The sequence below is a fragment of the Ensifer sp. EB106-05-01-XG146 genome (assembly GCF_058791875.1).
In genome coordinates, this window is sequence record NZ_JBYTDX010000002.1 from 48308 (window position 1) to 60872 (window position 12565).

Genomic DNA, 12565 nt, shown 5'->3' on the forward strand with positions numbered 1-12565 from the left:
GGAAGCATGACTGCGTCCTATGATTACCATATCGGCGTTGATTACCACAAATCCTATAGCCATCTGGTGGTGCAGGACAGCAGCGGCAAGACGCTGCGCTCCGGCCGGGTGAAGAACGATCGCCAGTCGCTCGGCGGGTTTCTCGAGCGGTACCGCGAAAACAGCCATGCGGTTGTCGAGGCGACGCGCAACTGGATGGTTATCTACGACTGGCTCGACGACATTTGTGATGATGTCGTTCTCGCCCACCCGTTGAAGGTCAAGGCGATCGCCGACGCCAAGATCAAGACCGACAAGATCGATGCGACCGTGCTGGCGCATTTGCTGCGCGCCGACCTGGTGCCGGAAGCCTGGGCGCCAAGCGAGCGGTCGCGGGACCTGCGTGTCGCCCTGCGGGAGCGGATGTTCTACGTGCGGCTGCGCACGATGACGAAGAACCGCATCGTCACGGTGTTTGATCGCTATCCGGAGCAGACGGCGCAATTGAAGACGCTCGGCGATCTGTTTGGTAAGGCCGGCCGCATTCAGCTTTCGCAGGTCAACGTCTCTGAGATCGACCGCATCCAGATCGACCGTGGCCTCGCTTTCATTGGCGACATCGATGAGCGGATCAAGCAGTCGGAAGCGACGATCCGGGCGATGACCAAGGCCAATCCCAACGTGAGGCTGTTGAAGACGATCCCCGGCATCGGCGAGTTCTTCGCCCGTCTGATCGACGCGGAGATCGATGACATAGCGCGGTTCCGCAACCCGAAGAAGCTGGCCGCCTATGCCGGGCTGGTGCCCTCGACCTATTCGAGCGGCGGCAAGACCTATCACGGCAAGATCATCAAGCAGGGCAACAAGTGGCTGCGCTGGGCTTTTGTCGAAGCGGTCACCCCGGCGATCGCCAGCGATCCACAGCTTCGCGCCCAATATGAGCACCTGAAGATCAGAGGAACCAACAAGGCGCGTGTGGCGATGGCGCGCAAGCTTTTGACGATCGCCTTCCAGATCCTGCGCGACCAGCGCGCTTACGAGCCGCGCGGCGAAAGCATCATCACGGAAGGCGCGTCAATGAAATCCCGACTGTCCTGATGACTTTCTAGCGAGCCTAGCAGTGCCGGGCTGCGCTCCTCAAGGAGAATGGGAAGCCGGGAGCCGAACGCCACTCTGTGACCGAAGCCAAGCCATCAGGTCACGCATTGGAGAATGGTTCAGAACCGAAGGACGGCCCTGTCCAGCGGAACGAAGACCATTGAGCCGATCGGCAAAAAAGGCCGGTCAGAACAAAACCGAACCCAAGGAAAGCCGCCAACTCAAGGCGTTCCGCCCCTTGCGTTCTTTCATTGGAGAAAGCCATGATCCGTATCGATGACAGGCTCTATGACGAGGCCTATTTCAGCGCCAGATCGGCCGAACTCGCAGCCGAGATCGGCCTTGGCGCACAGGACACCGGCCGCTACGCCGTCTGCTTCTCGGAGACGGTCGATTGGCTGGCTCTGTTCTTTGCCATCCGCAAGGCGGGCGCGAGCGTGCTGCCGATCCATCCGGGCACACCCTATCCGGCCGCGCGCAAGCTCGCGATCGGCGCCGGCTGCGACCGGCTGTTCTACAACAGCCTGACGGCCGAAGTTCTAGAACCATCCGACCTGCTTTCGGCTGAGGGCACGCTGTTGCAGATGAGCTCCGGAACGACGGGCGCGCCGAAATGCGTGGCGCGCAACTGGACGGAAATCGATGCCGAGATCGAAAGCTATGTCGCCACCTTCCGCGAACCGGAGGACATGACGCCGGTCGTCGCCTGCCCGACCACCCATTCCTACGGGCTGATCTGCGGCATCCTGGTGGCGCTGAAGCGTGGGCAGACGCCGGTCATCGTCAACACCGCGAACCCGAAATATCTCCTGAAGGTGCTGCGCGAGATCGAACGGCCGCTGCTCTATTCCTCGCCGGCGATCCTGCACACGCTGGCGCGGCTGACGCCCGCGGGCGAACAGATCCACGCGACGATGACGTCGGGCACGCTGCTTCCCGATCCGTGGTTTGCCGACATTCGCACCAAGAGCCGGTTCATGTTCCAGCAATATGGCTGCTCGGAATCCGGCTGCATCGCCATCAATCCGGATGTGACTTCCGCCGGTGACATGGGCTTCGTCCTGCCGCATCTGATCGCCGCCACCGGCAACAGCGCCGAGGACGCGGGTGAGATCGTCGTTAGCAACGGCGACTGCGCGCCGATCCACACGCGTGACCTCGGCTACCGGCGCGCCGACGGCATGCTGGTCTTCGTTTCCCGCCTGGACGACATGATCAACGTCTCCGGCCTCAACGTCTATCCGAAGGACGTGGAGGATGCCGTCATGGCGATGCCGGCGGTCACCGACGCCGTGGCCTTCCGCAAGGCCGATCGTTTTGCCGGCGAGCGCGTGGCGCTGCTCTTTAGCGCCGAGGCGCCGGTGGCGCCGCAGGCCGTGCGCGAATGGTGCAGCCGACACCTCGCATCTCACCAGTTGCCGATGGAAATCCTGCAGATCGATGCAGTTCCGCGCCAGGCGAACGGCAAAATCAGCCGCCGCGATGTCGCGGCCCGTCATCTGGCAGGCGAATTCAACAAACCGATTGCGGGAGCCGCATCATGACCGAAAGCGAAGTTCTGGCGGCGATCGAGGCCGTCCTGACCGACAAAATGGCGCATGGACATATGGACGGCTTCGGCCTCGATGCCCGTCTCAACGAAGATCTCTATCTCGACTCCGTGCTGATCCTCGAAATCTTCCTCAATCTCGAGCTCGAATACGGGTTGTCGGTGCCGGAAGAGGCGATCGCAAAACAGGAGATCGAAACGGTCGCCGATCTCGTCGCGCTCTATGTGCCGAAGCCGACCGCCGCCATCGTGCCCGCCTTTCCGCTCACCGGCGGGACGACCGACGAGGGGGTGCACGGCGAGGCCTATTACGACATCAAGGTCCATTGCTTCGTCAGTTGCGTCTCGGACGGCCTGAAGCGAAACGGGCTCGATCAGCGGCCGTTCTATTTCGGTGTCTGGGACGCGAAGTTCGCGGTCAGCGAGCGTTTCGAGCTTCTCTATCATGCGCCCGATATCACCCAGGAATTCTTCCGTGGCTGGTTCGAGCGGCTTTACGGCGTTTCCGTCGTCGAGTGGTACGATCCGCAGCGCACCAAGCTCGACAACCTCGCAGTGCTGCTCGGGCTGATGAAACAGCGCGGCGAAACCGGCTCGGTCATGGTCATGCTCGACATGTTCCACCTGCCGGAGCGGGAGAACAAGTTCAACCAGAACCCCTTCCCGCACTATCTGATGCTGCAGGAAACGGCCGATCCCGACACATGGTTCGTGCACGATCCCGACTATCGCTGGGAGGGCGAGATTGCCCGCGAGAAGGTCGTTCACGCCATCATGCAGCCGACGGTCGGCGGCGGTTATGTCTTCGACAATGCCGAGGCGCGCGCGCCGTTTGCCGAAGATCTGAGGGCCTATTTCGAGGCCTGCTTCGTCCGGGACCGCAATCCGCTGGTCGATGCCGTCAGAGCGATCGTCGCCGCGCATCTCGACGGGACGAACGGTGTCGCACTCACTGATCTCGGCGCCGCGGTGCGGGAACTGCCTGTTATCACCATCCGAAAATACGCCTATGAGCACGGCTTTGCCTTCTACTGGCGGGCGCTGAAGTTGCCGGCCGCCGAGTTCGAGGGCTGGTGTGGGGAGATCGAGGCGCTGGTTCAGTCGCTGAAGACGCTGCACTACGCGGTCATGAAGCTCGCCCAGACAGGCGATCGCTCGCTGGTGGGCGCCGTCATCGAGCGTCTCGACGAAGCTGACCGGCTGGAGACGAAGCTGAAGGTCAAGCTCGCAGAGGTCTTCGATCTCTGGTGCGATCTTGCCATCCCCCAGGAAATCCGTCCCTTGAAGAGAGTTGCGCGATGAGAGTTTCGCTCTGCACCATCACTTTCCGCCACCATCTGATCTCGCTCGACGAGATCGCCGCCTGGGCCGAGGCCAACGACTTCCAGGGTATCGAACTCTGGGGCGCGCATGCGCGCAACCTCTCGCCGCGCGCGGATCGCAACGCCGAATGGCTCGACGGCTACGGCCTCTCGGTGCCGATGATCAGCGATTACCTGCCGCTCGACGGTGACGTGGAAGCGCTGCGGCACAAGGCGGTCGAGCTTTGCCGACTGGCGCGCCGGTGGCGCACCCGCAAGATCCGCACCTTCGCGGGAAGCCGTGGCAGCCTTGACGTCAGCGCTGACGAGCGGCGAGAGATTGTCGAGCGACTGAAGGAGATCTGCACCATTACCGCGAGCTACGGCATCCAGCTGCTTGTCGAAACGCATCCGAAGACGCTCGCCGACACGGCGGCCTCGACGATGCAGCTCATCGAAGAGGTGGACCATCCCTCCTTCGCCATCAATTTCGACACGCTGCATGTTTGGGAAGGCGGCGACGACCCGGTCGCCGTGCACCGTGCGATGAAACCGCACATTCGCCACTACCACCTGAAGAACATCGTCGGCCGGGCAGAACTTTCCGTCTTCGAGCCGGCCAATGTCTATGCCGCGGCTGGCAGCCGGCGCGGGATGACGCCGCTCTTCGAAGGGGTAGTCGACTACGAACGATTCCTGACGGAAATCGCCGATGAGCCGTCGGTCGACGCGTCGCTTGAATGGTTCGGCAATGATTGCTTCGAGACCCTGCGTGGCGACCGCAGGCAGGTCCGCGAGGCGGTTGACGGGACCGAGCCGAACCGCCGGGCCGCCGGCCAATAGGCGTTACGCATCATGATGGCCCGGAGGTCTGCGCGCCGGCTCGTGTCGGCGCGGGGCCTATTGTGTCTGAAGCCTGTAGATCTCGGTCTCTTCGCTTCGGCCGGCCAGACAATGTTTGCCGAGCTGGGCGAGATCGGAGCGATCGTCATCAGCCACCAGACCGAAGGTTTCGCCGCTCAGGAGGATCATTACCTCTTCACTTGGCGCGATCGATTTGCCGAGCTGCTCCAGCCGGTTGCAGGCGTTCACCGTGTCGCCGACGATCGTATAGGCCGACCGACCGGTCATGCCGATATTGCCGGCAACGACCGACCCGGAATGGATACCGATGCGCACCCTGAGGGGCGGCAGGCCCTTTAGGCGTCGCTCGGCGTTGTCGCTGGCGATCGATTTGGCGATCGCCCGCGCTGCCCGGATTGCCCGATCTGCATGGTCCATTTGCGCGTCGGGTGCGCCCCAGAAGGCCATGACGCAATCACCGATGAACTTGTCGATGGTGCCGCCTTCGCTTTCGATGCAGTGGCCGAGCAGATCGAAGTGGCTGTTGAGCAGTGCCGCCACGTCGCCGGCGCTGGTCTTTTCTGCCGTCGCGGTGAAATCGACCACATCGGTGAACATGATGGTGACGGTGCGCTGGGTGGATGCCAGGTCCTCACGACCGATCAGGTGGCGCACGAGCTTCTTCGGCACATAGGTCTCAAGCCAGCGCAGCCCAGTCAGCATCGTGTTGTAGGCCTTAGCCTGCTCGTCGAGTTCGGTGAAGAGGCTGCCGGGAAGCGGCCGCAGAGCGGCAAAATCGAGCATGCCGACGGCACGGACCTCACGCGCCATGCTGGTGACCGGGCGAACGATCAGGCGACCGACAACCCACGCGATGACGATCGCGACGAACAGCACCGCGAGGCCGGCAATGCCGGCCCGCAGCAGGTCCCACACCGGCTTCTCGACCGCTTCGATCGGAACCTCGACACCGATAATGAGCGGAGAGGGAGCGTAGCCGCGGATCTCGCGCGTCAGGACGACCCGTCCGTCGTCCCCGAGCTTGACCGCGCGTATCTCCATGTCCGAATCGTCGAAGGTCTCGGCCGGTTCTTTCCACAGTGCGGCGAGAAAAGGGTCGCCCAGTTCGTCGAGCTTCGGCAACCGATGCTCCGCCGAAAGGAGCGGATGTCCCGCGGCCATCAGCGGATGGGCGAGAACCTGGTCGCGGCCGTAGAGGACGAAGGGCGTCGCCCCCGGGTTCGAGACGGCAATCTGGCGCAGGAAGTCGGACATGGTGTCGACCGTTATCGTGGCACGGAAAACGCCGGCAAATTCACCGTTGTGGTTTGCCGGTTGCTGCAAATTCGTGACTGACGTGCGTATCGCCGGATCGGGTACGAAATAGACGGGCCCCCAGTGAGGCGTGCCGCTGCGCCGCGCTTCCTCGATCTCCGCGCGCTCGTTGTCGCTCGTGACCTGGTCGGTATAGGAAAAGACACCCTTTGGACCCTGCGTAACGCCGATGATATCGCCGTTGGGCTTCACGAAAGAGAGTACTCGAACTTGCGGCGTTGCCGCCAGAGCGCCCGTCATCACGCGTTCGAACTTCGGCGAATCCTTCGGGTCGAGGCGGCCGGCACCGACCTCTCGCGCCAGAAAGGCGAGCTGATCCTCCACAGGCGAGAAGCGGCTGCCGATTTGCGTCTGCACCGCCTCCAGGCCGAGATGCGCCGATTGCACGAGCAGGTCGCGGGTCGTGCCCGCTGACATGAACCAGACGACCGAGAGGATGACGGCTGCGGTCAGGGCGACCAGGGCTGCCATCACGATCGCCAGGGTGCGCGACAGGGAGATGGTTCGGTTGGGTGTTTCGGCGTCAGTCGCCTTGGTCGTCTGCACCAGCATGCCTCATGTTGCAGCAGGTGCTCGCCATTCGCGCGGCCCCGCAAGGAATGCACCCTCTTCTAGCTGTTTTGGGCTTTTTTCCAAGCGTGCGCCGGCCTTTCCCGTTCTGCGTCAATCTGTCCCTTGCAGCCGCCGGCTGATCGGCTCGAACTCCGGGGTCGCCTTGCGCGGCGTCGTGTCGCGCTCGTTGGCCTCCATCTGCTGCCAGTATTTCCAGCCGACCTTTTTCGCGCCGAGCTCGTAGTCCATGCCGTCCCAGGCATCCTCGCGGAAACTGTAGAAGGCCCAGTGCAGACCGTCCCTGTCGAGCGTGGTCAGCACGTCCTCGAGGTAGGTCTTGCAGCCGGACCACAGGCGCATGCAGCCGAACTCGCCGGCCACCAGCCGATTGAGCGGCACGCCCTTTTCTTTTGCCCATCGCACCGGCTCTGCGAGATAGGCTTCGACCCGCGCCCTGTCCCACGTCTCCTCGCCGTCGCCGAAGGGCACCTTGCCGGGGTAGGCGTAGGGCTTGTCGCGCTTCATGTTCGGTGCGCTGGTCGCGGCATAGGGCTCATACATGTGGAAGCTGTAGAGCACCTTCTGGTCGGTGAGCGCTGCCGGCCAATAGGAAAAGGCGTCGGCGGCCGCATACCAGCCGGCATCCGCCATGACGGGCGTTGCCGGGTCGACCGCCCGGATGGCGGCGATCACCGTCTCGTAGAAGGCCCTGAGGTCCGAGGCGCTGCCCGCCTGGTCGCCGTACCACGCCTGCATCGTCTTTCGGTCGGCATGTTCGGCAAGGCCGTTTTTCTTTTCAGGCGCCGGCTCGTTGACGATGTTGTAGGCGGCGACCGCGGGATGGTCCTTCAGCGCGCGGGCCAGATCCTGCCAGAAGGCTGCTGCCTGGCCCCACCAGATCTTGTCCTGCCAGAGACGGCCGTCGAACCGGTTGCCGTTGTTCTGCGCCCAGCGCATGCCGGGCAGCGACAGCGGCGCGATGACGACCTTGAGGCCCGCCTTGTCGGCCCGGTCGAGGGTCTCCTTCAGCGTCTTGAGGTCTGCCGCCGGTATGCCTTCGTATTTGTCGGCGTCGCCGATCAGATAGTCGCGCTTGGCCGGCTCCCACTTGTCGTAGGACAGGCGCACCCAGGTGGCGCCGTAGCCGGCCAAGGCCCTGAAATAGGCGTCGTCCGGGGGCAGTCGGTTGAAGCTGTTGCCGCCATGCTGCGGCTTATCCCAGAAGGTGATGAGATCGGCGGCACTGGCGGAGCCCGCAAGGCTGCAAGCGAGGAGGGCGGAGGCAATCAGGCGCATTCGGTCGGTCCTTCTGGAGTTCTTGGCCTTCGCGGCTCTTGGTTTGGCGCGGCCAACCTACCGGCGGATCGTTTCGCTGAAGTTCCCTGGGGAACAGCGTCAGGGTTCAAAGCGAGTTTGCGAAACCCATTGGCGGTGACTGATGCCGAGCGGTTTCGTTCTTCGCGAGAAAAAGGCCTCGCAGCGGATCAGTGATCCGCTGCGAGGCCCGCTTGCCTGGATATCTTCGCGATCAGTCGGAAAGCGCTGTCGCCGCCTTCTCAATCAGTTCGGCGACGGCGGCCGGCTGGGACAGAAAGACCGCATGACTTGCCTTGACCTCGACCGTATCGCTGCCGGCACGCTTGGCCATCGTCCGCATCAAGTCCGGATGAATGGCCCGGTCTTCGGTCGCAATCAGCGCCCAGCTCTTCTTGCCCTTCCAGGCCGGTGCCGTGATCTTCGTCTCGAAGGCGGATTTTGCCGGGAAGACCTGGGAATGAGCCATGAAACGGGCTTCTACCTCGGGAACGTCGGCGGCGAAGTCCGCGGCGAAGACTTCCGGATCGAGATAGAGATATCCGTCGTCCGTTGCCGCGATGCCCTTGGTTGCAGCCGGCTTCCTAGCTGCCAGGTCAAGCAGAGTTTCGCCAGCATCCGGCTGAAAGGCTGCGACATAGACGAGGCCGGCGACGTTTTCGGAAGTCCCGGCTTCGGTGACGATCATGCCGCCATAGCTGTGGCCAACCAGGACCGATGGGCCGTCCTGAAGGTCGAGGATGCGTTTGGTTGCCGCGACATCGTCGCCAAGCGAGGTCATCGGCGGTTGGACGACCGTGACGGTGAAGCCTTTGGTGGTCAAAAGGTCGAAGACCTTGCGCCAGCTCGAGCCGTCGGCGAGTGCGCCGTGCACGATGACGACATTCTTGACGGGTTCGGCCAGGGCATGCCCAAGCGGGGCCGCCGCCAAAGCCAGGAGTGTGGCAGCCAGGAATCTCATCTTTCGCATTCTTAGGTTTCCTTTCCTTGAGAGCGGAGTGATTGTTCCCCGACAAGCGGCGTCTTCTTCGGGTGACGCTTCTGGATTTTGGAAGGCGCACGCATGCTCTGGCCGCGGGGTCCGCGGCGCATGATGGTGCGTCTTCGATCGTTCGGACGGCGATTGCCGAACTATGGGAAGAGGAGAGCCGCTTGTCCGGCAGCGGTTCGCCGGCCTGCCGTCAGCGCCATTGCGGATGCCGCGAGCGCGTTGCGGTCGAGCCGGAAGTGGCGGTAGAGATCGCCGATCGTGCCGGTCTGGCCGAAATGTTCCACGCCGTGCGCGATGGTGCGGTGGCCGGCGACGGCACCGAGCCACGAGAGCGCTGCCGGATGGCCATCGAGCACGGTGACGATCGCGCAGTGGCCGGGCAGCGGATCGAGCAGCCGCTCGATATGGCTTTTCGCACGGGGGTTGCCACGGGCCCGTTCGCGCTGGGCGGCCGTCCAACCGGCATTGAGACGGTCAGCCGAGGTGACGGCGAGCACGCCAATGTCGCGGCGGACCTCGCCTATAAGTCCGGCAGCGGCAATCGCCTCGTCGGCCACCGCACCCTGGTAGGCAATGACGACATCGCAGTTTGGCCCTGGCTTGCGCATCCAATAGGCGCCGTCGATTGCACCCTGGCCAAAATCATCGTCGACGCGCTTCAGCGGCTGTTCGAGCGGCTTGGTGGTGAGCCTCAGATAGACGGAGCCGCCGGTCTCGTCGCGCAGCCAGGTGCGCTCGTCCGGATCGTTGTCGCCATCGCGCTGCATGTAGTCGAAGGCCCATTCCATGATGACGGCGAGTTCGTCTGCAAAGGCTGGTTCGAACGCTGCCAGTCCGTCCTGGCTGATCCCGATCAGCGGCGTGCCGATCGACTGGTGCGCGCCGCCTTCGGGCGCCAGCGTCACGCCCGAGGGCGTGCCGACGATCATGAAGCGGGCGTCCTGGTAGCAGGCATAGTTGAGCGCATCGAGGCCGCGGCAGACGAAGGGGTCATAGACAGTGCCGATCGGGATCAGTCTTTTCCCAAAGAGCGAATGGCTGAGGCCGGCGGCGCCGAGCAATAGGAACAGATTCATCTCGGCGATGCCGAGTTCCACATGCTGGCCCTCCGGCGTGAACTCCCACTTTGCCGTCGATGGAATGCGGTGCTCGATGAAGGCGTCGGCGAGCGGCTGGCGGGCAAAGAGCTTGCGCCGGTTGACCCAGGCGCCAAGACTGGTGGTGCCGGTGACATCGGGCGACGTCGTGAGGATGCGTTCGGCCAGGTCCGACTTGCCCTTGGCGAGATCGTCGAGGATCTTGCCGAAGGCCATCTGCGTCGACACCTCGCGCTGGGTCTCAAACGCGATCGGCGGCACCTCGAGCCGGTGCTCGGCGTGGCGGCGTATGCCTTCGGCAAAGAAAGGGACCGCGGCGAGGAACGCCTGGAGCGCTTGACGATCCGCCACTCCGGCGAAAGGCTCCCATTCCTCGCCGCGCCCGACACCCATATGCGCCTGCCATTCGGCGAACTGGGTCGTCGTCATCAGGCCACCGTGATTGTCCTTGTGGCCGGCAATCGGCGTGCTCCAGCCCTTGATGGTATAGGCAAGGAAGCAGGTCGGCCGATCATGGTCGATCGCTGCGAAGGTTTCGGCCATCGTCTCGACGCAGTTGCCACCGAGGTTCTCCATCAGCGCTGAAAGCTCGGCATCGCTGCGCCGGTCGATGAGCGCCGAGACGTCACCCTGGTCGCCAAGATCGTCGGCAAGCCGCTTGCGCCAGACGGCACCGCCCATGAAAGTCAGCGCCGCATAGTCCTGATTGGAGCAACCGTCGATCCAGTCGCGCAGCTTCTCGCCGCCCGGTTCGGCAAAGGCCGCGCGCTGTAGCACGCCATATTTCACCCGCACCACGTCCCAGCCGAAGGCGTCGAAGATTTTCTCGACGCGCTCGAACAGTCCCTCGCGCACGATCCCGTCGAGCGACTGCCTGTTATAGTCGATGATCCACCAGCAGTTCCTGAGGTCGTTCTTCCAGCCCTCCTGCAGCGTCTCGTAGACGTTGCCTTCGTCAAGCTCGGCATCGCCGACGAGCGCGACCATGCGGCCGATCTTGCCCTCGCCCCATTGTTTGGCACGGACGAAATCCTGGACGATCGAGGCGAGCGCGGTGATGCCGACGCCGAGACCGACCGAGCCGGTCGAAAAATCGACATCGTCGACATCCTTGGTCCGGCTCGGATAGCTCTGCGCCCCGCCAAAGCCGCGGAAGTTCTCAAGTTTCTCGCGCGTCTGTCGGCCCATCAGATAGTGCATCGCATGGAAGACCGGCGCCGCATGCGGCTTGACGGCAACACGATCCTCCGGCCTGAGCGCCGAGAAATAGAGCGCCGTCATGATCGAGACGACCGAGGCGCAACTGGCCTGATGCCCCCCAGTCTTGATGCCGTCGACCTTCGGCCGGATGTGGTTGGCGTGATGGATCATCCAGTGGGAGAGCCAGAGCAGGCGCTTTTCAATAGTCTTCAGATGGGTCGTGTCGGTCATCGCCAGGTTCCGATGGAGAAGGACGTAAGGTGACAGTCTAGGCCAAGGACTCAGCCGTCCTTGTAGTAGTAGCTGTAGCCGTTGAGCGCCGGTGCGCCGCCGAGGTGGGCGTAGAGAACGCGAGACCCCTCCGGGAAGAATCCCTTGCGGGTAAGGTCGATCATCCCCTGCATGGATTTGCCCTCATAGACCGGGTCGGTAATCATCGCTTCGGTGCGCGCCGCGAGCCGGATCGCCTCGTTGGTTTCCTCTGATGGTACGCCATAGGCGGGATAGGCGTAATCGGGATTGATCACGATCTCGTTTTCGCGGATCGCCCTGCCGAGGCGAACCAGTTCGGCCGTCGAGTCGACGATCTTTCGAACCTGGGAGCGGGTCTGCTCGAGCGTGCCCGATGCATCGATGCCGATCACCCGATCGGCGCGGTCCTGTGCGGCAAAGCCGACGATCATGCCGCCCTGGGTGGAGCCGGTGACGACGCAGACGACGATGTAGTCGAAGGTGAAGCCAAGCTCCTTTTCCTGTGCCGCCACCTCTTCGGCAAAGCCGACGTAGCCGAGTGCGCCATACTTGTGCACCGAGGCGCCGGCCGGGATCGGGTAGGGCTTGCCGCCGGCATCCTTAACCGACTGGATCGCATCTTCCCAGCTCTTCCGGATACCGATGTCGAAACCGTCGTCGACGAGCCGACTGTCCGCCCCCATCAGCCGTGTCATCAGGATGTTGCCGACGCGGTCATAGACCGCATCATAGTGCGGCACCCATTTTTCCTGGATGACGACGCATTTCATGCCGATCTTGGCAGCAGTGGCGGCGACCATGCGGGTGTGGTTCGACTGCACGCCGCCGATCGAGACCAGCGTATCGGCGCCCGAAGCGATTGCGTCGGGCACGATATACTCAAGCTTCCGGAGCTTGTTGCCGCCCATGGCGAGGCCGGAATTGCAGTCGTCGCGTTTGGCGTAAATCGCGACCTTTCCGCCGAGCGCCGCCGTCAGTCGCGGCAGATGCTCGATCGGCGTCGGGCCGAAGGTGAGGGGGTAGCGTTCGAACTTCTCAAGCAGTGACATGATCC

The 12565-nt window shown here is 63.3% G+C and carries 9 protein-coding genes; 4 read left to right on the top strand and 5 right to left on the bottom strand.

Annotated elements, in window-relative coordinates; translation table 11 throughout:
- Positions 1-6: 6 nt before the first annotated feature.
- From AC3WVQ_RS20480 to AC3WVQ_RS20495, 4 genes are all read left to right on the top strand, one after another.
- Positions 7-1077 carry an IS110 family RNA-guided transposase gene (locus AC3WVQ_RS20480; RefSeq protein ID WP_192373398.1) on the top strand — a complete coding sequence of 357 codons (1071 nt, stop codon included), beginning with the start codon at positions 7-9 and terminating at the stop codon, positions 1075-1077.
- 263 nt (positions 1078-1340) lie between these two features.
- Positions 1341-2621, top strand: a complete 1281-nt coding sequence (locus AC3WVQ_RS20485) for an AMP-binding protein (RefSeq protein ID WP_412472498.1) — start codon at positions 1341-1343, stop codon at positions 2619-2621.
- Entirely contained in the window at positions 2618-3928 is a 1311-nt protein-coding gene (locus AC3WVQ_RS20490; RefSeq protein ID WP_112771514.1) for a DUF6005 family protein, read from the top strand. The genes AC3WVQ_RS20485 and AC3WVQ_RS20490 overlap by 4 nt, the downstream gene beginning before the upstream one ends.
- Positions 3925-4770, top strand: coding sequence for a sugar phosphate isomerase/epimerase family protein (locus AC3WVQ_RS20495; protein ID WP_492382942.1), 846 nt, complete (start codon positions 3925-3927; stop codon positions 4768-4770). Before AC3WVQ_RS20490 ends, AC3WVQ_RS20495 begins: the two co-directional genes overlap by 4 nt.
- 57 nt (positions 4771-4827) lie before the next feature.
- Here the strand turns inward: AC3WVQ_RS20495 and AC3WVQ_RS20500 are convergent, their stop codons facing one another.
- From AC3WVQ_RS20500 to AC3WVQ_RS20520, 5 genes are all read right to left on the bottom strand, one after another.
- Positions 4828-6651, bottom strand: coding sequence for an adenylate/guanylate cyclase domain-containing protein (locus AC3WVQ_RS20500; RefSeq protein ID WP_162251832.1), 1824 nt, complete (start codon positions 6649-6651; stop codon positions 4828-4830).
- Positions 6652-6768: 117 nt separating this feature from the next.
- The gene (locus AC3WVQ_RS20505; RefSeq protein WP_492382943.1) at positions 6769-7953 is read right to left on the bottom strand and encodes a glycoside hydrolase family 5 protein; all 1185 of its coding nucleotides are present in this window, start codon (positions 7951-7953) and stop codon (positions 6769-6771) included.
- 232 nt (positions 7954-8185) lie between these two features.
- On the bottom strand, positions 8186-8941 hold the full coding sequence (locus AC3WVQ_RS20510) for an alpha/beta hydrolase (protein WP_113189104.1): 756 nt from the start codon (positions 8939-8941) through the stop codon (positions 8186-8188).
- A gap of 161 nt (positions 8942-9102) precedes the next feature.
- Complete coding sequence (locus tag AC3WVQ_RS20515; protein ID WP_113189103.1) at positions 9103-11490, bottom strand: thiamine pyrophosphate-binding protein; 2388 nt, start codon at positions 11488-11490, stop codon at positions 9103-9105.
- A 50-nt stretch (positions 11491-11540) separates the two neighbouring features.
- Complete coding sequence (locus AC3WVQ_RS20520; RefSeq protein ID WP_492382944.1) at positions 11541-12560, bottom strand: 1-aminocyclopropane-1-carboxylate deaminase; 1020 nt, start codon at positions 12558-12560, stop codon at positions 11541-11543.
- Positions 12561-12565: the final 5 nt, after the last annotated feature.